Here is a 20,142-nt window from a genome sequence, read left to right as displayed (position 1 = left end):
CCCATACGATTCAAGATTAAAAAACAACCAAATCCAAAAGCGAAAAACCGTACCCAATAAGAGTAATTCTACAGCCTCAACGCCCTATTAAGGGGCTTTTTATAGTTTGCTAAAATGTGTAGCGAAGCGAAACCGAGCAAACTGTAAAAAGTCCCGCTTGAATAGCTTGTTATGTAGTTTTTTGCTTATAGGTTAATAACACTTTACCTAACAAAAATGATATTGGAATAACTAAAATATTACCTACAGTTGAAATCATTAACCAACCCAACAACATTTCAGGTTCGTAGCTATTGTTATAATAAAAACCGAAAATATAATACACCAACAATGCAATATATGTGATTACCCCAGAACCGAATATACGAGTAAACTTGCTACGTTTGTGAGTAACGAACCCAGCAAAAATAGATATTATGATCAATTCGATAATCAAGTGCTAAACCTTTGTAGCTACATAACGCCACGCTAAGCGGCAAAAAATTGTTGGCTAAAATTAGCGAGGAACGAGCAAAAGCCAACTGTTTTTTGTCCGTTCTTTAGCGCCTTGTTATAAGCACGAGGAATTCCGTTTATTTATTGCTATTGCAGCATAAATCAATCTATAAATTTTAAACAAAAAACCTATAAAAAACTGAAAGGTGATTGCAAGAAACGGCATCATTATAATAGCGTACCCATATAAATGGCCTTCTTGTTCGTCACTTTCAAATATACCAACATAGATAGTCATAAGGGTAATAAGACTAATAAATGAATATATAATAGATTGCAACTTCCGTCCTTTCCTCCACGCCTTAACAGGTAAAATAAAAAGAATAAAAATTGCGGCAATAATAAATATAGTGAAACCAATCATAGTGCTTTGGTGTTACCCATAAAAAGTAGACACTGGTTATGCGCAAATGCGCTCATATTCAGCAGGACTGACATAGCCCAATGCTGAATGCCTACGTAAACGGTTATAAAAAACCTCAATGTATTCAAATATACCCGATCTGGCTTCATCAATCGAGCGGTATTGTTCAGCGTAAATTAGCTCTACTTTCAAGCGACTATAGAATGATTCCATCACCGCGTTATCCCAACAGTTACCTTGGCGAACTCATACTCACCACACCACCTTTACTGCGAATTAAGTCTTGGTATTTTACCGCACGATATTGCACACCTCTATCGGAATGAATAATTAAACCAGGCGCTATATTTCGGCGGACAAAAGCCATCTGTAAGGCATCAGTATTAAGTTGTTCAGTCATCGTCACATCTAGCGACCAACCAATAATACTACGAGAGAATAAATCCATGACTGTCGCTAAATAGAGCCATTGGTCTTTCACCCAAATATACGTGATATCGGTTACCCATTTTTGATTAGGCTTATCAACAGCGAACTGTCGCTTTAACACATTTTTCGCGACGTTAATCATCGCAGGGCTATGGCGGCTGTACTTAAACGCTTTGCCGTTACGCGCTCTCAAACCTTCACTATGCATGATGTTAGCCACATAGTTTTTTGAGCAACTAATGCCTAAAGCGGCTAACTCTTTAGCGATACGAGGCGCACCATAACGTGCTTTAAAGTTGGCATAGACATCAAGTACATTCGCCGTTATCAACTTACGCTTTAACTTCCATCGACTATCAGGGCTACTTAACCAGCGATAAAAACCTGAACGTGACACTTTTAAGGCCCGACACATTAACACTACAGTGAATCGTTGTTTGAACTCATTAATCAGCGCGTACTTTACTCTTGGTGCTTCGCAAAGTACGCAGTAGCCTTTTTAGGAACGCGTTTTCTTGTTCTAAATCATGTAGTTTTCGCTTGAGCTTACGGACTTCATCGGTTTCCTTCTTGGAATAATCGACACCATTAAGCGAGTTGAATTGTTTATCTGAGAGACGATTAAACTGACGACGCCAGTTATAGATTTGTTGTGCACTAATACCTAACTCTCGCCCAACAGAGGCTGCGGTATTGCCTTTTTGTTCGGCTCGACGCACAGCTTCTTTACGAAATTCTTCAGTATATGCTTGGGTTTGTTTCTTAGTCATGTGTCACCTCAATGTTAGACATAATCTAACTATAGAAGGTGTCCACTAATTATGGGTAACACTGACACATAACAGCTTTTTAGAAGGACGATGGCCTTGTTTTCTATCGCTAAAATCAGGCCATCGTCCCGTTTAATACCATCAAAATAATATAAGAATGACTAAAATACAAATACTTGTTGTACGGCCGAGTCTTAGTGTGGAATAGCCTGCCCATAAAACAAGTTTCGTCAGCACCTTGCAAAAAGCCGTTTTCAAACTACGAATCAATGGGTCGGAATCAATGGGGTCGTAGTCGTTGATTTACATATAAGAAACCGATAGAAATGGGAATAAGTGGAGGCGTTGCTTGCCCCTGAATCACATTTTATACCTGTTTCATTGCATTCAATGCCATTCAGGGGGGAAATCTTAGTCGGACGACATCAAGTACGAACTGTTTTATACATGGCGATGATGTTAACAATACAATCTAACGCCATTTTTAAATACACAATATGAGCAGTTAATCTCAGCCAAGAAACCAAAAGCTTAAAATAGCTATTGACCCCATAGTCTCTGATTACGGCTTTAACTCTAAGACCATCAGCTTTGCATTATGACCATAGCTTGGACAAATGACTGCATTAGGGATATTTATAAACCCGAATTTACTCCAGAAACCACCTGAATTTTGCACCGCGACCAAGAGTATTTTATTGAACCCTTGTGTTTTGGCTATATCAACGAGGTTTGTCACCAACTTCTTTGCTACCCCTTTGCCTCTTGATTCTCTTGCTAAAGCTAGGTCATGTAAGTACAAATTTAAACTAGCTGTTATAGCGCATTCTTCATGTAATTTAGGAGGTATTTCACTGGGCCACGGGTGTGCTAATAAGTAGGCAGAAATGGTGTCGCCTTCTTTATACACTGCACAAGTTGTGGGTGATAAAAGCCACTTACTTTTGAGAATATTGACATCTTCGGGCTCAATTTCTACATAAGCCTCTGCTTGAATTTTTAAAATATCAACCCAAGCGTTTTCAGTTATTGAATTAATAGACATACTTCTTCCTCTGAGATATAACACCGCCATCATCCGACAACCAGAGCCCTTTTCGGCCAAACTGGCACTTCCGCCAAGCACAAAAAGCGAGTCGGAAGGAGGTCAGCTTGATGGCTTTGCTATGGTTTTATTGTGTATTTATTACGACTACCCAAGTATTGACAGTAATCCAAAAGCCAACAAAGTACACGCGATGAGTGATAATAGTGACCCACTACGTACCATAATCTTAACCGTCAATTCGCTCGTCACGGTTGCTGAAAACCCCGCACCAGCAATTGGAAGGGCTTTACTTGCCCCTGTTACAGATGCAACCGTTATTCCCAGCCAAATAAGTATGAATCCCAATGCTGATCCATACGCCACAAAGGCTTCTAAAAATAAAGGCAGCACAACCAGCGACCAAATAATACCAAAGATTGCCAGCGCCATCCCACACTGAACCGCAGTCATATGACCAGAAAGCGCCATACGAGAATTTTTTACCGCTGGTATCAACGCACCTTGTATTAAACCAACAAGGAAAAAGACGACACCAATAAAGATGAGCTGTGCACCTATTTGTGTAAGTTCAATCATAATGTTCCTTCTGGATGCATAACGCTAGGTGCTGTGACACGAGGTGCTTTACAGACGTTGCCAATGTAAAGCGCGGAATTTTGTTCATGTTGGCTTTTAAAGTTTTGTAAGGTATTCATTGTTAATCCCCATTGAAAAAACATATGGTAAACAACGAAATACTAAAATTCATTCACCTAGATTCATTTTTTAATTTACTCAATGTCTGAGGAGCCACACCGAGATAAGAGGCAATATGATATGACTTAACTTGACTAAATATATAAGGGTATTCGTTAAGTAAACGATCATATCTTTGGGTAGCAGTCTCTGACATGAGAGAAAGCACTCGTTTGTATGTTGCAGAATAATAGGTGTCATGTATCCATATTCTCGCTAAACGCTCCCATTTTTTTTCTTGTGATATAAACTTATTAAGCGCTTCCAGAGACGTTACATAAAAAACTGAATCTTCAAGAGTTTCAAAGTTAAGCATTGACCCTGTTTTTTCAGAAAAGCTCACACTATCGTCCATAAAGTTGTTTAAACCATGCTTACTTTTTCCACGAAAATAGAGTTGCCAAGTGTGCTCTTTGCCATTCATGTCACTTAAATACGACCTGGCTAAACCACTTTTAATAAACCATATCTCACTAAACACGTCGCCTGCGTGATGTACAGTCGTTCCTTTTTTGACATGTTTTATGTCAAATATTCCGCAGGCATAAGCCCACTCATCATCATTGACAGGAATATAATACTCAATCATTTTTCTAAAATATTTCATAGAATTACAGTTGTTGGTTTTTTAATATAACGCCGCAAATAATGAGCTAACAATAATTGGCTAAAATAAGCGACGAAGGAGCATATTCCTTTTAAAGCATTTGTTAGATAACCTACTTATCCCAAGCTTCCAGCCCCATATGCTCTTTAACTTTTTCATTTAACTTTGCATAGTCTTTAAATAATTTGGCAAATGGAGGTTCTTTTCCAGCGAAGTAACCTATCTGTGCTACATATACAGATTCATTATCCTGTGTCACATACCTTGTCACCCAAGCTGGATGAGCATGATGGTTTATCGTAGTAAAAGCGATATTTGCACGTTGAGCATCATCAGAAAAAACGACCAAATTCTGTTCTTTATAAATTCTTTTAGTTTCACCGAACTCCGTACTGATTAAATTGAAGTAATTTTGCCATTGTTCAACTGAGATTTTTGCGCGAGGAAAAGGCTTTATATCTGCGGTATTTCCGCTCAATGAAACAAATAACAAAACTAGAAATATACACTTATTCATCTGACTACCTAACGAGCCTGTAGAGTTACTCGTTTTAATTTATTTTTTATTGATGCCTCAACCTTAGCCGAGTTCCTATTTTGATTCAATTGTTTACTGACTTTCTACTTTGATCGTCATTATTTTATCAAGGGATGCTTTATCGCTCTTAACGGCGGGTTCCAGTGGCTTTATTTGGGTTAAAGATGTCCACTCCTTCTTAATATATCCCACAATCAATAGAGCAGTAGTCGTTGATTCAAAATGAGTCCCGATGACCAATTATCTGGAGCAATTTGGAACAGCGAAGCTGATTGACGAAAGGCAGGAAACTAGATGTCATATCAGCATGATGGCAGGCGACATGACGTGCTTCACTCTAGGTATTAACTCACTTAAATTCGAGTGAAAAACAGTGAACCTTTTAGGGTACACCACAGCTAAATGTATTAATAAATATACTCATAAATCGTAGACGAAATATCGGAGCTATATGATTACACCCTGTATTTGTATTAATACATTGGTATTAATACAAATGTATTGAATTAATTGATTTACCTAATCCTTTCTATAAAGTAGTCAGCGCTGGTGCAGCTAGGCACCAGAAATTTAATTAATGTATGCTTAAAGGAGTTATGTTGTGAATTACATTAAAACAATGGTTCGTTCTGTATTATCTATTTCTGTTTTAACCGCATGTTTAAGTCAAGCGAGTGATTTGTCTTATACCTTTACAGATATTGGGTCGTTAGGTGGGCCACAAACCGCTGCATTTGACATCAATAACGCAGGGCAGATTGTAGGTTGGTCAACGCGAAGCAAACAAAAAGCGTGTGTCAAAATATCAGGCGATCCGGTGACATGTCGTTTTGCATTTGTTTATCAAGCTGGCATGATGACTGATTTAGGATCATCTCACCCAGATTCCATCGAAAGTACGGCTGTTGCCATTAATAAGCACGGTGACATCGTTGGCAATGAGCATTTTATCGGTAATATTAATGGGATGCGTCACTCAAGCTATCACGCTTTTTTTGTTGAGCAAGGCCAAGTTGTCCCTTTGCCATTTAGCTCAACCAAACAGTCACCTTCAAGTCAAGCGTTTGATATTAATGATCATGGCTATATTGTAGGTTGGATTGAAAACAATGATGATAAAGATGTCATGGTTGAGTGGCAAAATACACACAGTGACGCGCAAATAAAACACGAGCATAAAGCGTTTTTTCGCAGAGCCTCTGCCACCAATAATTTAGGTGATGTGGTTGGTATGGAATATGAACGCTATTCTTACAAACCAAATCGCGCCTTTATTCAAACAAGTAAAGGTGTGTCGTTATTATTAAAATCAGATTCTATTTGGACTGAAGCCAATGAGATCAACGATTATGGTATGATCGCAGGCGCTCAAGCCCCAAAAGCATTTAGACCTTCTCAAGCGACAATTTGGTATCCGTCGATCACCGGTGGTCTTGCAGCTCATGTGGTCGGTGGTATCGGCGACAGTGAACGAGAACTCTCTGCATTTAAAGATATAAACAAACGAGGAACAGCCGTTGGTATGTCATCAAACCCTGACCGAGGTTCATTGGCCATCGTGTATTATAAAGGCGAGCTCATCGATTTAAATACAGTCACAGATGTACCAGGAACATTACTTGAAGCCACGGCAATCAATGATCATGGTGATATTGTGGGCTTATACCGTGATGTAAATAATCACACGCGTGGCTTTGTACTTAAGCAACGATGATCACTTCATTTAGTTAGGCCATAAATATGGGCTAACTGACGAATTTGCTATACACCTTCATATTATAAAAGTATGGAGGTGTTATAAAAGATACACCGTCAATCCTGTATAATTTTGCAACTGCTAAATAAGGTATGATCTAAACTCTTTGCTTAGCCAGATGATTAATAATTAACCTCAGGTTGGGATAAGGGTTTTGGAATAGGAAATATTTTGTAAACAAACTTACGTACAATCCAATGATGATATTTTATTCAATATCAAGGCGCTTTTATGCAGTAATAGCGGGCTATTACAAATGAACGCAACGCCGAGAGTGAGAAAAATAGCTTTATTGGGCAAATTCGCTCATCCAGAGCTGAGGTTAATTAGTAACACTCAGCCTGTGTTACCTTTTTTAACGCCTCTAAATCTACCCCGACGTTTTGTAAAACCCTGATTGCCGTTCCATACTGCATAGATAATACCACTTCAATCACATGGATACTCTTAAGCGGTGTTTTCCTCATTTTGTTATTCTCGTAGAGCTTTTTCATAACCATTTGGCCTGAAGGCTTAGTATCATATAGTGCAATGCTAGGGTTAGTCTCTTTGGGCGTATCACTTGCAAGGTTTATCACTTCGCTCTCAACCCCCATACTCGCTAACACACTATTATGTTGCGCTTTCAATGCTTCTTTTACATCAATATGATTAACGCCTAGTTTTGCCAATACTTTTTGCGCCGAGCCATCTTGTAAATCTAAGCTCGCCAACAAAAAGTGTTCTGCCCCCGGTTTGTTTTCTCCATATTGTTGCGCATATTGCTCAGCGCCTAGACATAATTGACTGATCGTTTTCATATCTTGAATTTTCATTTTTATATTTCTAAAAAAAGAACTGATCATGCTACGTCTCCTTTTTATTGATAAATGCGGCATGGCGTTTGTGTGCCGCTTGCCGCGTTATATCCAGTGCTTGTGCTATCTGCGCCCATGTCCAGCCCTGCGCTACCGCCTCTTCTACAGCTCGTCGTTCGAGCTGATCGGCAAGTAACCGCAAAGACGTTACGGCAGCCAGTGCCTCTTCAGGGTTGTTTGGGTTAGGAAGAGATTTTATATCTGTCATGTGTCAAATTTAATTGACAAGTATTATTTTGTCAAATCTAATTGACACAATGAATGAGGTAACTTTTATCATCACCATACTCAGCGAAACAATTTATAACAGTCTTCATGTAACTGCGATGAGAAATCAAACTTGAGTTAGGGTTTAATAAAGGTTGTTACTTCACAGCATACACATAACTCATGTGAATTAACTGTTTTGTATTTTCTAACATGCCCGCTATTTGAATGTCTCCTCAAAACACCCGCTCTCGAAACAAGCTACATGTATAGCGCATATACTCTCCATCATTTACGTTTTCCACTCGAAGATAACCATTATTTTTAAGCTAATAACCGCCTTAAGCACAATGAATTTACAGTTTGATAAATTTTATTTATTAAACTGTAAGATTATTTCAAATTTTTCTTTTCTAACTTCTTAGATACGTAAATAACATCAATGCATCGTTGATAAGCGCCGATTTATGGCTTTTAGCTAAATAGATCGCGTATATATCTCGGCTATAATCCAACGCGCCTGTTACATGGAATAACCGCCCTTTTCTAATTTGTTCAAAGCACATTTGTCTTGGCAGATATGCACACCCTCCTGCATCAAGAATAAAATTGAGTGCAATACGGGGTTGACTCATATTGTGACGTATAACCGCAGTATCGCCATACTCCCGTGTGAATTGACTGTTTACAGCTTCCCCATAATCGACCATCACCATGTTTTCTATTTTTATTATATCTGCATCTCGCTCTGTCGAGACCAGCTGTAATGGCACCGTCGCGACTTTTTCAGTCACAATATCTTCAATGTAAGGAGGCTCAAACAAGAAGGCAATATCTATAAGCCGGCTTGTGATTTGTCGCCGTAACTCTAGTGGAGAATATGTATGAGTATATAAGTGTACATCATCTAAGTTACGATGAATTTTTTGTAACCAATCTTGAAGCACAATATCCCAAATTGACATCATTGAGCCAACAAAAAGTTGTTGAGATGCGGCTTCAGCCACACCCACTTCTTGTTTGATTTTTTGCCACATAATGACCATTTCATTAGCATGCTTTACTAACTTATGCCCTTCAGCCGTTAACTTAAGCCGCTTTTGCGTCCGGTCAAATAAGAGTACCCCTAAGCTTTCTTCCAACTGCTTTATACGACTGCTTACAGCTGCTTGGGTAAGAAACAGGTTCTCAGACGCAACCCTAACATGCAGCGTTTGGCTCACTTCTAAAAATGTCGTTAATAGTTCTATTTTCATATTTTTAATAAAATTATTTTATCAAACTATGCTTTTTATTTTGATTCTCTTTTTGATCTTTTTCAACTAATTTTCGCTCCACACTACGAAGGAGTTAAAAATGAAAATTGCTATTTTATCTAGAAATGAAAACTTGTACTCAACTCGCCGTTTAAAAGAAGCTGCTTTATCGCGAGGTCATGAAGTCGATGTTATTGATACATTACATTGCTATATGGATATCACCAGCAGTCGACCTGCAGTGCGCTATCACGGCGAAGAGCTACCACAATATGATGCAACTATTCCACGGATTGGCGCATCGATTACTTTCTATGGTACTGCCGTCGCTCGGCAGTTTGAAATGATGGGAACATTTAACGTCAATGAGTCTGTTGCAATAAGCCGCTCTCGAGATAAATTACGGTCTTTACAACTTCTTTCTCGTAAAGGTATTGGCCTGCCTCGTACCGGTTTCGCAAGTAAACCTGACGATATAAAAGATCTCATCAAAAATGTAGGGGGCGCACCTTTAGTGATTAAGTTGCTTGAGGGAACCCAAGGTATTGGTGTGGTATTAGCTGATACCGCAAAAGCAGCAGAAAGTATCATTGAGGCATTTATGGGACTAAAAGCAAACATTCTAGTCCAAGAATTTATCAAAGAAGCAGGCGGTGCTGATATTCGATGCCTCGTTATCGGAGGCCGAGTAGTTGCAGCTATGAAACGCCAAGGTGCTGAAGGCGAATTTAGGTCAAACTTGCATCGAGGTGGTAGCGCACAACTGGTAAAGCTAACCAAAGAAGAACGGGAAACTGCAGTTAACGCGGCAAAAGTGATGGGATTGAATTTCTGTGGAGTCGATTTACTTCGCTCAAATAGTGGCCCCATGGTGATGGAAGTTAATTCCTCCCCAGGACTGGAAGGTATTGAGCTTGCTACAGGTTACGACGTTGCCAGTAAATTGATTGAATTTATCGAAAAAAATGCAAAATTCAATACCAATAAAACCAAAGGCAAAGGCTAACTAAGCCAAAATACATGAGATGAACATGAACGAACTAAAAATTGGTGAACACATTATCCGACCAGGAGAAACGCGTAAAGTGAATCTGCCTGTAGCAAAGCTTTATACCGGTGCAGATGTAAACTTACCCGTATATATAATTAGAGGAAAAAAAACAGGGCCCACTATATTTATTAGTGCAGCGGTACACGGAGATGAACTAAACGGTATAGAGATCATAAGGCGCCTCATCAATATTAAAGGGTTTAAAGTCTCAACAGGTACCATCATTGCTGTTCCAATGGTTAATGTGTATGGCGTTGTAAACCAAAGTCGATACATGCCAGATAGACGAGATTTGAATCGCGCTTTTCCAGGATCTTCAAAAGGATCGCTTGCAGGACGTGTGGCTAACATCTTTCTAAAAGAGATTGTTGCCCAGTGCGACTACGGTATTGATTTACATACTGGTGCAATAAACAGATCCAACCTACCACAAATAAGAGCGCAGCTGTCAGACCCCCATACTTTGGAGCTGGCTAAGGCATTCGGGGTGCCCGTTGTATTAAACTCAGACATCATAGAAGGCTCGCTTCGAGATGCAGCAGTGGCCACTGGAACTAAGGTTTTACTCTATGAAGGTGGAGAAGCATTACGCTTTGATGAGTTCTCTATAAGAGCAGGGATCAAAGGTATCCTAAACGTCTTACGCTACCTGGGTATGATCTCTAAAAAACAGAAAATGAGAGTGAAACAAACACCATTTATTGCCAATAATAGTAACTGGGTACGTGCTTCAAGCAGTGGCATTGTCACACACCATTATCAACTTGGCGATCAGGTGAAAAAAGCGCAAATTCTAGCCACCATCGGAGGGCCTTTCGGGGAAACGTTAGGTGAAGTCATCGCCACTAAAAGCGGTGTTATAATTGGAAAACAAAATATTCCATTGGTACAAGAAGGTGAAGCAATGTACCACATTGCGTATTTTTCAGAGGACGACGAACATATTGCAGATCATATCGAAACAATAGAAGAACAATTGATAAACAACCTTTCGATAAATGAGGAAATTTTATGAGTACTAGACCCATTATTGGTCACGTTGAGAGTATTAACTTACCTGAACTAGGCATTGAACAGCTTCTTGTTCGAGTTGACACGGGCGCACAAACATCATCATTACATGTAGATAATATCCAAAAAACATATATTGATAATAAGCCTGCCGTGTCATTTGATATACACCCTGAGATCCACAACGTACAGAAGAAGGTGGGATGCCAAGCTATACTTCATGATATTCGACAAGTTAAATCTTCTAACGGAGGCCGAGAGCAGCGTTATGTCATTCAAACGTTAGCAATTCTTGGATCACATTCATGGAATATTGAAATAACACTAACGGATCGTTCTGATATGACCTACCTAATGCTATTAGGTCGTCAGGCATTGGCCAATCATTTTTACATAGATGCGGCTAATGCCTTTTTAATGTCGAATAAATAATGCTTTCAAAAAAAGGTCATTAATATGCTAGAAACAATCAGTCACTGGTTAAGCTACCCTTTATTTACATTTAATGAACGGGCTATAACATTAATTGAAGTACTCACAATACCACTGTGGCTAATCATCAGTTGTTGGGTGGCCCATATAGCGATTTCTAAACTTGGAAACAAGCTAAAGCACACGAATAAAGACCCAAACATTGTGCACTTAATACAGCGAGTTTTATATATAGTGGTGTTTGCCGTTATATTTATCACCACTTTATCGATGCTTAATATTCCGGTTACCGCTTTTGCGTTCTTATCTGGGGCAATTGCTATCGGCTTTGGCTTCGGTGCGCAAAATATCATTAATAATTTTATTAGTGGTTGGATCTTAATGGGTGAAAAACCAATACGCATAGGTGATTTTCTCGAAGTAGAGGGTGTGAAAGGCATCGTTGAGGAAATTAACACCCGCTCCACGCGTGTAAGGCGAGTCGATGGTGTTCACATGCTTATTCCAAATAGTAAATTACTAGAAAATACAGTAACTAATTGGACTCTCAAAGACAAACTCGTTCGCGGTACAGTGTCTGTCGGTGTTGCCTACGGCAGTAACTGTCAAAAAGTAAAAAATATTATCTTAGATGCCGCCCGAGCTCAGCCTGATATATTATTAACCACAGGGAAAGAACCAACGGTATTCTTTCAAGATTTTGCAGATAATGCTCTCGTGTTTGAGGTCTATTTTTGGGTGAACTCACAAGTAGAAGGTGGGCTACGCCTTGTTGCCAGCAACATACGCTTTGAATTAGATAAAGCTTTTAATGAGCATGGTATTGTTATCGCATTTCCTCAGCGCGATGTACATATTGATGGCGTTATAAAGCTGAAACGTCAATAATGGTAATGTATTATGGAGTTAGAAGATGAAAGACAATACGACTCAATTTGAGCATTTACTTGGTGTACAAGGTTCTCATTTTAAATGGGTCCATTTACTCATAGATAACGATACCCCGACTGAAGTTTTGCAGACATTAAGTATTCCCAATGCAATTCAAGATAGTCTAGTTGCGCAAGAAACGCGTCCAAAATGCTTAAATATTGAAGGCGGTGTTTTTATTTGCCTCCGTGCCATCAATTTTAATCAGCAAGCGCAACCTGATGATATGGTTTCCTTACGAATTTGGATGACCAAAGATATGGTTATTTCAATTGACAAGCAAGCGCGTAGCTTACGATCAATCAGTGAGATCAATGATGCTGTCAATTATGGCGTCGTGTTTAAACACCCTGCCGATTGGTTCCATATGTTGTTAGAAAAGATCTCTGATAAAATAAGCGATCAAATAGAAACACTAGACATTGGGTTAGATTTAATTGAAGAGCAAGCCTGTTTATCGATGGATGATGTTCATCGCCAAAATGCCATTGATATTCGTAAAAAAGCGGCACAAATGAAGCGCTTTATTGCTCCGCAAAGAGACGCTTTGGAAGTATTTAGTCGATCTAGTGAATTTATCAATAAGACCCATCGTTTTAAAATAAAAGAGCAAGCAAATAACATACTAAGATACCTAGATTCGTTGGAAATAATACGCGAAAGAACAGTGCTAATTCAAGACGAATATAGGCACACAACAGCCGAACGTCAGAGTGAACGTATGTATGTGTTATCACTCGTGACAGCAATATTTCTACCTTTGTCATTTTTAACTGGTGTGTTTGGCATGAATGTCGGTGGTCTACCAGGCATTGATAATTTACATGCCTTTAAAATATTAATGATCACAATGTCATGTATCGCAGTAGTCATATTTTTACTCATGCGATACAAAAAGTGGTTTTAACCGAACTAAAGTCATCGCTAAATTACTTTAAGAATAGGTAGAATTTAATGGAATACAGCACTAACTCCCATCTGCTATCACTCTGATCTCTCTTTGCCTACTCATTGAATTATGTGTGCAAGAGCCGCGCGATGGCATTCGATTGAACGTCGCTGCAGGTTCATTACCAATGGCTATTTCAACTTCAAAGTGAAATGGCTGGGTATTTTCTGGCGCGTAATTTTCTTTTGAGAAAAAATAGCAAGGATCGCCACCGGCTCCCCAACGCACTCCTTTTTTTATCAAATATGACGCGCCGGGTATATCTGTCCATTGACGTCCGGGCTGCAAATATTGGTATCTCTGCCTAACCTCTATCGTTCTGCCCATCATCAGTGGTCGTCGCACTATGTAATCGGGGTTAAAGGTTGAATGATCATCCCGGATCACTGTGCCCTGAGAGCCATTAGGTGGCTGTACAAAGCTTTGCTGAACACGACTTAATAATTGATTAAAGGGCGGATCATACGCTCTTGCTGTTGGATACCATATGTGTTCACGCGTTAGACAATGACTGAATGTGTTATCATCCCCATTGGTACTTTCAAAACTAAATTGATGTTTAAACATATATCGGGCGTTATCAATACGAGTCATGCCGTGAGTCTGGTGACGAAATTGCCACCATTGTAATTCAAAACCAGAAAATCGCATTGTGTAGTTTGTCGGTCGTGCATAACTATCGATATTTAATAACGTCCCTATGTACATCAAAGCTAGCCGATATCTTTGTAATTTATCCACAGGTAAAATGTGAATTTGCGCTTCAATATTCATTGCGGTGCGGTTATTGATATTGCGTATATCAGGGCTATTTTGCGCATTACCCCCTAGCAGTATGATGATGTTGTTCAGTGAAGAGACTGATTGTCGAAAGCCTCCATGCGCTCCCTCAACCAATGTCATAAAGTTTCTCATTGAAATATTTGGCATAATTAGCTGTCCATAATTCAGTAGCCCACAAATGTGAAGCCGATCACATTTGTTACAATAATTTAACTTACAAACTAAATGAGAATAAAATATGAAGCAACTAAAATAGTTTTAAAAAAACCTAAATAGCCTGAAATTCCTACACAACTCAATAAGAAAAGTAAAAATATTTATAAATCACAATAAAATTTATGTGCTTTGTCCTTTTTTCATTAACATAGCCACTTTTTCAATGCCATGCGCTGGAGTCCACGTTTTAAAGACTATAAAACCCTGTTTACGATATAAATTAATGGCTGGCGTATTCACTGCAGCCGTTTCTACAATGGCTTCAGGTCGCTGATATGTACTAATAATAAAATTCAGTAACTTATGAGCAATGCCTTTGCGGAAAAATTGGGGGGAAACCGTTAAACTCTCAATGCTTAATAATGTGTCGGTTACCGAAATTTCAATCACGGCGGCAAGCACATTGGCTTCAAAATAACCATAAAATAACGTCGTTGCCGATTCTATGTTTTGTACACTACGAGACAGTGGCGGGAAATGTATCGTGCCAATCAGCGCCGCTTCAATTTTATAAGAATCTTGAAAAACACCGTATATTTGGCTCGCGACTGAGTGTTGCGAATGATTAAGCTGTTCTATCATTAAATTTCATGAACCTTCTAACCTGGGCTGCTTTACCTCTGTATTCCAACCTGACGCTACTCTTAATTTAAACAAAGTGATAAAACGCCATCGTTAGTATACAGTCCTTCATTTTTAACTTAAGTGATATTAACGGGATCCAAAGCTGTATTCCTCAAACCCCTTTGTCAAAATATGACTTTGATACAAACATGGCAGTGATGAAAACAAAAAAGCATAGCTTGCACTATGCTTTTTATCATACAACTCACTGGAAAAATGGTACGCTGCTTATAAGCGAATACCACCATCAATTTCTATCACACGGCCTGTGAAAAAGTCATTTTCAATAATGTACTTCGCAGTATGCGCAATTTCTTGCGCCTCACCAAGTCGACCGACAGGCTTCATTTTAACCAGTCGCTCTTTCGCTTCTGGTTTCATCGCATCAGTCATTTGCGTACGAATAACGCCTGGAGCAATTGCACCTACACGTATACCAAAACGGCCCAGTTCTTTTGCCCACGTTGTAGTCAATGCTACTACGCCAGTTTTAGCGGCAGAATAGTTAGTTTGGCCCATATTACCGGCACGTGCCACACTCGACATATTGACAATTACACCGCCCTCACCGCCTTCAACCATTTTCACTGCCGCTTCTCGACCACACAAGAAAACACCCGTCAGGTTCACATCAATCACTGATTGAAATTGCGATAAAGACATTTTATCAATAATCTTGCCTTCTTTTGCTTTAAGTAATAAACCGTCACGTAAAATGCCAGCATTATTAATCAAAACGTCAATACGACCAAAATCATTTGCGATACTGTTAAATACGTTTTCAACATCCGCTTCAACACTGACATTGGCCACGTAAGTGCTAACCGTTGTACCTAACTTGCTTAACTCAGCAGATGCCGACGCCAAAACGTCTTCTTGCATATCGATCAGTGCCAAATTTGCGCCTAGCTCAGCCATTTGTGTGGCCATCGCAAACCCTAAGCCTTGCGCACCACCTGTGATCACTACCGTTTTATCTCTAATATCCATAATGAATCTTATTTTTCGCTAAAAAGTTTAAAAATCGCGCTAAAATCTTCTGAGCCTTTGCCTTGATTTTGCATCAAGTTGTACAAATTCTTCGCAAGTGCGCCCATCGGCGTTGCCGAATTGGTCTGTTGTGCAGCTTGCTGTGCTAAGCCTAAGTCTTTAGCCATTAAGTCAACCATAAAGCCCGGCTTATAATCATTAGAGCTCGGGGCATTCTCAAGTACATCTGGACATGGATTATATAATTCTAATGTCCAATTTCGACCAGAACTGTTGAGCATGATCTCACTCAGTACTTTGGGGTCTAAACCATGATCAATCCCCATCTGCAATGCTTCACTGGTCCCTGCCATTAATATACTTAGCAGCATATTATTACAGATCTTCGCGACTTGACCCGCGCCAATTTCACCCGCATGAAAAATATTTTTACCCATATCAGGGAGCACTTTATTGGCGCCATCAAAATCGTTTTGGCTACCACCAACAATAAAGGTCAGTGTCCCAGCCGCAGCACCTGCGACTCCGCCCGACACTGGGGCATCAACAAAACTCACGTCAGCATCACCCAGTGCCTTACCTACAAACTGCGCAGACTCCGCGTCTATGGTTGAACAATCGATAACCAGTGTGTCGGTGCTTAAATGATTAATTAACCCATTCTCACCACAATAGATAGCACGCACATGCTTGCCAGCTGGCAGCATACTGATCACATAATCTGCACCATCACATACCTGTGTTACATCACTTGCTGTGGATGCGCCTTGCTCCGCAAGATGTGCCATTGCATCATCACTTAAATCAAATACCGTTACCGTATGTCCTGCTTTTACTAAATTGCAGGCCATTGGGCCACCCATGTTTCCTAAGCCAATAAATCCAATCTTTGCCATATTGTTCTGCTCCCTACATATTTGCTAACGGGTGTGCGTCGTCACTCCAACGCGCGCTCGTAAATGCTGATACAATCTCATCTGATACTGAACTTATTGCATCAAACTGCCATTGTGGCGCACCATCTTTATCAATGAGTAATGCGCGAACTCCTTCTTGAAACTCACCCGCTTCACCCGCTTGTACAGACATGCGCAGCTCAAGTAAAAAACATTCTTTTAAAGATTTGCCTTTACCAAGCTTGAGCTGCTCACTCACCAACACCGCACTTAATGGTGAGCCATGTTTTAACGACTTTTGCGCTCGACTTAACCATTTATTATCATCGCTTGGAATTGATAAAATATAGTCAACTTGCGCTTGCAGATCATGACAATTATTCACGTGCGAAATTTGCTCTATATTCGCCTGAATCTCACTTTTTGGGGGCTCACCTGAAATGTTAGTCAATTCGGTTAGCATATTTGTTAGCATGTTATGGTTTGAACTGGTAGTTGTCCCCCACTCTATTCCCAATAAGCCAGCCAATAACTCACCATACTTTTCAGCATCAATAAAGTGATCTGCCAAACCAACAAATTGTGCATCAGCAGCATTGATCGATGCACCCGTTAGTCCTAAAAACAACCCAACACCTTCTGGCATTTTATTCAAAAAGTAGCTACCGCCGACATCTGGGTATAAGCCTATGGTGATCTCCGGCATTGCAATGCGTGCTGTTTCAGTCACTACCCTATGACTTGCGCCTGCCATTAACCCTAATCCACCACCCATGGTGATGCCATTGCCCCACAATAAAATTGGCTTTTCATAAGTATGAATTTGGTAATCTAAGCGGTACTCTTCGCTGAAAAATGTTTCAATGTAAGTATTTTTATCATTGGCAGCCATTGCATTATAAAGGCTCACCACATCACCGCCGGCGCAGAATGCTTTCTCTCCTTCGCCTTTCATAACAACCATAGCTATTTGGTCATCTTGTGCCCAAACATCTAATTGTTTCGCTAACAAACGGATCATGTCTAAATTAAGTGCATTTAAAGCTTTCGGTACGTTCAGCGTCGCAAAAGCCACTTGCATACCGTTGTCGCTTTGCGCAAGTTCAAATACAACGGGCGCATCAGCTTGATTTAATAACTGCAGCTTTGCCATTAGCCATTCACCCAATTTGCTTTACGCTTTTCTAAAAATGCATTAACGCCTTCTTTTTGATCTTGCGTATCAAATAAAGTAACAAATAACTCTCGTTCTAACGGTAACGCACTATTAATGGTCCCTGTACGCCCTTTTTGGATCAATGCTTTACATGCTGTCACAGCAACAGGGCTCTGATCAGCTACTTTGGTAGCCAAAGCAATGGCAGCTTCTAAAGACGTACCTGTCGCCACAACTTCTTCTAATAACCCTATCTCAAGTGCTTTGTCTGCTTTAAGGCGCTCGCCACATAAAATAATGCGTTTTGCCCAGCCTTCACCCACTAACCACGACAGGTTTTGTGTGCCACCTGCACAAGGTAATAAGCCCACTTTCGCTTCTGGCAATGCCATTTGTGCTTGCTCTTCACCAATGCGAATATCACATGCCAGTGCGACTTCTAAACCTCCACCCATTGCAAATCCGTTAATCGCGGCAATCGATACCCCCCTAAAGTCACTCAAAGTTTCAAACGCTTCGCCGAATACACGAGACATATCCGCCGCAACACCTTTGTCACCACTTGCAAACACATTTAAATCAGCGCCTGCTGAGAAAAACTTCTCACCTTCACCTGTAATAACCAGCGCGTAAATATTTTTGTCTTGATTAAGATCTATAACCAGTTCTTTTAAGCCCACTAATGTGTCACGAGTCCAAGTGTTCGCTGGGGGGTTGCTCATCGTGATTACGGCTGTATTACCTTGCTTTTCAAGTTTAAGTTGTGCTGTCATGGGAACTCCTTACAATACGCTCGCGGCGCCTTGGGCTAAAATTCGACGTGCTATAATGACACGCATGATTTCATTAGTACCTTCGAGAATTTGGTGTACACGAACATCACGTACGTGTCGCTCTAGTGGGTATTCTTTTATATAACCATAACCACCATGGATCTGTAATGCATCATCACACACTTTAAAGCCAACATCAGTTGCAAAGCGTTTTGCCATGGCACAGTATGTGGTTTTTTCACTATCATTAGTGTCTAACTTAAAGGCTGCCAAACGTACCATTTGACGCGCAGCGACAAGCTCGGTATTCATATCAGCGATTTTAAATTGCAATGCTTGAAATGCTGCTAACGGCTTACCGAACTGCTCTCGTTCTTGCATATATTCTTTTGCCGTATTCAATGCTTGTTGTGCCGTACCAATGGAACAGGTCGCAATATTGATACGCCCACCATCTAAGCCTTGCATAGCGAATGTAAACCCTTCCCCTTCTTGACCGAGTAAATAGCTCGCAGGAATACGTACATTTTCAAAGCTAACTAATCGAGTAGGTTGCGCATTCCAGCCCATTTTCTCTTCGGCTTTACCATATTCAACACCAGCTGCATCAGCAGGTACTAAAAATGCAGAAATGCCTTTAGGACCGGCTTCACCAGTGCGGGCCATTACCACCAACACATCGGTTTCGCCCGCACCTGAGATAAACATTTTTGAACCATTGAGTACGTATTCATCACCGTCTAACACTGCTTTAGTTTTAAGTGATGCCGCATCTGAACCAGCTCCTGGTTCTGTCAAACAATATGATGCCAGTAACTCACCCATTACTAATTGGTCAATGAAAGTGTCTTTTACGGTATCAGTGCCGAAACTGGCAATCATCCAAGTTGCCATATTATGAATGGTTAGCATCGCCGTTGTGGCGGTACAGCCCATAGCCAGTTGTTCAAAAATAATACTAGAGTCTAAACGTGATAAGCCTAAACCACCGGCCTCTTCTGGGGTATATAAACCACAAAAGCCCAGTTCGCCGGCTTTTTTGATAACTTCTTTTGGAAATATATGTTCACGATCCCATAATGCTGCATTGGGTGCGAGTTCACTCATTGCAAATTGATGGGCGGTTTCGGCGAATGCCTGTTGATCTTCGTTCAGATTAAAGTCCATAGAGACCTCTTTTGTTGTCTAATGCAAGCCCACCTAACGTAGGCTTGATTGTTTTAATTATTGATGCGCTAACCTGAAATCTGGTTAGGCTACTACTTAGTT

At 40.2% G+C, this 20,142-nt stretch carries 23 protein-coding genes and 1 pseudogene; 7 read left to right on the top strand and 17 right to left on the bottom strand.

Translation table 11 applies throughout. The features are described 5' to 3' along the window. Nucleotides 1-895: 895 nt before the first annotated feature. Genes J8L98_RS15715 through J8L98_RS15705 form a run of 3 tightly spaced genes read right to left on the bottom strand, consistent with a single transcriptional unit; the run spans nt 896 to nt 2,058 of the window. Nucleotides 896-1,072 (bottom strand): IS3 family transposase, encoded by a 177-nt coding sequence (locus J8L98_RS15715; RefSeq protein ID WP_247682581.1) that lies wholly within the window; start codon nt 1,070-1,072, stop codon nt 896-898. Between the two features lie 19 nt (nt 1,073-1,091). Then, the gene (locus J8L98_RS15710; RefSeq protein ID WP_348771909.1) at nt 1,092-1,739 is read right to left on the bottom strand and encodes an IS3 family transposase; all 648 of its coding nucleotides are present in this window, start codon (nt 1,737-1,739) and stop codon (nt 1,092-1,094) included. Further along, the gene (locus J8L98_RS15705; RefSeq protein ID WP_210997211.1) at nt 1,735-2,058 is read right to left on the bottom strand and encodes a transposase; all 324 of its coding nucleotides are present in this window, start codon (nt 2,056-2,058) and stop codon (nt 1,735-1,737) included. Before J8L98_RS15705 ends, J8L98_RS15710 begins: the two co-directional genes overlap by 5 nt. Before the next feature lie 372 nt (nt 2,059-2,430). Between J8L98_RS15705 and J8L98_RS24890 the strand changes: the two are divergent. Next, nucleotides 2,431-2,553 (top strand): annotated as a pseudogene (locus J8L98_RS24890) (IS110 family transposase); the annotation flags it as partial. Nucleotides 2,554-2,620: 67 nt separating this feature from the next. Here J8L98_RS24890 and J8L98_RS15700 read toward each other — a convergent pair. The 4 genes from J8L98_RS15700 to J8L98_RS15685 all read right to left on the bottom strand — a co-directional run bounded on the left by J8L98_RS15700 (nt 2,621) and on the right by J8L98_RS15685 (nt 4,965). Further along, nucleotides 2,621-3,103 (bottom strand): GNAT family N-acetyltransferase, encoded by a 483-nt coding sequence (locus J8L98_RS15700; RefSeq protein ID WP_210997210.1) that lies wholly within the window; start codon nt 3,101-3,103, stop codon nt 2,621-2,623. A 147-nt stretch (nt 3,104-3,250) separates the two neighbouring features. Then, nucleotides 3,251-3,682 (bottom strand): hydrogenase, encoded by a 432-nt coding sequence (locus tag J8L98_RS15695; protein ID WP_210997209.1) that lies wholly within the window; start codon nt 3,680-3,682, stop codon nt 3,251-3,253. Nucleotides 3,683-3,854: 172 nt separating this feature from the next. Beyond that, nucleotides 3,855-4,448 carry a Crp/Fnr family transcriptional regulator gene (locus J8L98_RS15690; protein WP_210997208.1) on the bottom strand — a complete coding sequence of 198 codons (594 nt, stop codon included), beginning with the start codon at nt 4,446-4,448 and terminating at the stop codon, nt 3,855-3,857. Nucleotides 4,449-4,560: 112 nt separating this feature from the next. Continuing rightward, nucleotides 4,561-4,965 carry a hypothetical protein gene (locus J8L98_RS15685; protein WP_210997207.1) on the bottom strand — a complete coding sequence of 135 codons (405 nt, stop codon included), beginning with the start codon at nt 4,963-4,965 and terminating at the stop codon, nt 4,561-4,563. 622 nt (nt 4,966-5,587) lie between these two features. Between J8L98_RS15685 and J8L98_RS15680 the strand changes: the two genes are divergently transcribed. Continuing rightward, on the top strand, nt 5,588-6,700 hold the full coding sequence (locus J8L98_RS15680; RefSeq protein ID WP_210997206.1) for a DUF3466 family protein: 1,113 nt from the start codon (nt 5,588-5,590) through the stop codon (nt 6,698-6,700). Between the two features lie 368 nt (nt 6,701-7,068). On the opposite strand, the gene J8L98_RS15675 is transcribed toward J8L98_RS15680, so the two are convergent. From J8L98_RS15675 to J8L98_RS15665, 3 genes are all read right to left on the bottom strand, one after another. Continuing rightward, the gene (locus tag J8L98_RS15675) at nt 7,069-7,587 is read right to left on the bottom strand and encodes a Clp protease N-terminal domain-containing protein (RefSeq protein WP_210997205.1); all 519 of its coding nucleotides are present in this window, start codon (nt 7,585-7,587) and stop codon (nt 7,069-7,071) included. A gap of 1 nt (nt 7,588) precedes the next feature. Further along, a complete protein-coding gene (locus J8L98_RS15670) occupies nt 7,589-7,807 on the bottom strand; it encodes a helix-turn-helix domain-containing protein (protein ID WP_192507705.1) in 219 nt (72 codons plus the stop codon). Between the two features lie 412 nt (nt 7,808-8,219). Then, a complete protein-coding gene (locus tag J8L98_RS15665; RefSeq protein ID WP_210997204.1) occupies nt 8,220-9,062 on the bottom strand; it encodes a LysR family transcriptional regulator in 843 nt (280 codons plus the stop codon). 100 nt (nt 9,063-9,162) lie between these two features. Here J8L98_RS15665 and rimK point away from each other — a divergent pair, with 100 nt between their 5' ends. Genes rimK through J8L98_RS15640 form a run of 5 tightly spaced genes read left to right on the top strand, consistent with a single transcriptional unit; the run spans nt 9,163 to nt 13,393 of the window. Further along, nucleotides 9,163-10,068, top strand: coding sequence for a 30S ribosomal protein S6--L-glutamate ligase (gene rimK / locus J8L98_RS15660; RefSeq protein ID WP_210997203.1), 906 nt, complete (start codon nt 9,163-9,165; stop codon nt 10,066-10,068). Between the two features lie 25 nt (nt 10,069-10,093). Further along, nucleotides 10,094-11,128 (top strand): succinylglutamate desuccinylase/aspartoacylase family protein, encoded by a 1,035-nt coding sequence (locus J8L98_RS15655; protein WP_210997202.1) that lies wholly within the window; start codon nt 10,094-10,096, stop codon nt 11,126-11,128. Further along, nucleotides 11,125-11,556 (top strand): RimK/LysX family protein, encoded by a 432-nt coding sequence (locus J8L98_RS15650; RefSeq protein WP_210997201.1) that lies wholly within the window; start codon nt 11,125-11,127, stop codon nt 11,554-11,556. The genes J8L98_RS15655 and J8L98_RS15650 overlap by 4 nt, the downstream gene beginning before the upstream one ends. A 24-nt stretch (nt 11,557-11,580) precedes the next feature. Continuing rightward, nucleotides 11,581-12,444, top strand: coding sequence for a mechanosensitive ion channel domain-containing protein (locus J8L98_RS15645; RefSeq protein WP_210997200.1), 864 nt, complete (start codon nt 11,581-11,583; stop codon nt 12,442-12,444). A 25-nt stretch (nt 12,445-12,469) separates the two neighbouring features. Then, the gene (locus tag J8L98_RS15640; protein ID WP_210997199.1) at nt 12,470-13,393 is read left to right on the top strand and encodes a zinc transporter ZntB; all 924 of its coding nucleotides are present in this window, start codon (nt 12,470-12,472) and stop codon (nt 13,391-13,393) included. A gap of 60 nt (nt 13,394-13,453) precedes the next feature. Here the strand turns inward: J8L98_RS15640 and J8L98_RS15635 are convergent, their stop codons facing one another. The 7 genes from J8L98_RS15635 to J8L98_RS15605 form a co-directional block, all read right to left on the bottom strand. Further along, nucleotides 13,454-14,365, bottom strand: coding sequence for a hypothetical protein (locus tag J8L98_RS15635; RefSeq protein WP_210997198.1), 912 nt, complete (start codon nt 14,363-14,365; stop codon nt 13,454-13,456). A gap of 189 nt (nt 14,366-14,554) precedes the next feature. Continuing rightward, complete coding sequence (locus tag J8L98_RS15630) at nt 14,555-15,016, bottom strand: N-acetyltransferase (protein ID WP_210997197.1); 462 nt, start codon at nt 15,014-15,016, stop codon at nt 14,555-14,557. 270 nt (nt 15,017-15,286) lie between these two features. Further along, nucleotides 15,287-16,048 (bottom strand): SDR family oxidoreductase, encoded by a 762-nt coding sequence (locus J8L98_RS15625; RefSeq protein ID WP_210997196.1) that lies wholly within the window; start codon nt 16,046-16,048, stop codon nt 15,287-15,289. 8 nt (nt 16,049-16,056) lie between these two features. Continuing rightward, a complete protein-coding gene (gene mmsB / locus J8L98_RS15620; protein ID WP_210997195.1) occupies nt 16,057-16,944 on the bottom strand; it encodes a 3-hydroxyisobutyrate dehydrogenase in 888 nt (295 codons plus the stop codon). A 13-nt stretch (nt 16,945-16,957) separates the two neighbouring features. Next, entirely contained in the window at nt 16,958-18,097 is a 1,140-nt protein-coding gene (locus J8L98_RS15615) for an enoyl-CoA hydratase/isomerase family protein (protein ID WP_210997194.1), read from the bottom strand. Then, the gene (locus J8L98_RS15610; RefSeq protein ID WP_210997193.1) at nt 18,097-18,873 is read right to left on the bottom strand and encodes an enoyl-CoA hydratase; all 777 of its coding nucleotides are present in this window, start codon (nt 18,871-18,873) and stop codon (nt 18,097-18,099) included. Before J8L98_RS15610 ends, J8L98_RS15615 begins: the two co-directional genes overlap by 1 nt. Nucleotides 18,874-18,882: 9 nt before the next feature. Beyond that, nucleotides 18,883-20,040 carry an acyl-CoA dehydrogenase family protein gene (locus J8L98_RS15605; protein ID WP_210997192.1) on the bottom strand — a complete coding sequence of 386 codons (1,158 nt, stop codon included), beginning with the start codon at nt 20,038-20,040 and terminating at the stop codon, nt 18,883-18,885. Nucleotides 20,041-20,142: the final 102 nt, after the last annotated feature.

It is taken from the genome of Pseudoalteromonas sp. MMG013, assembly GCF_018100885.1.
In the GTDB taxonomy this organism is placed as follows: Bacteria; Pseudomonadota; Gammaproteobacteria; order Enterobacterales; family Alteromonadaceae; genus Pseudoalteromonas; species Pseudoalteromonas aurantia.
Note: the sequence above shows the minus strand (reverse complement) of the source record. Positions and strands in the feature narration are given on the sequence as shown.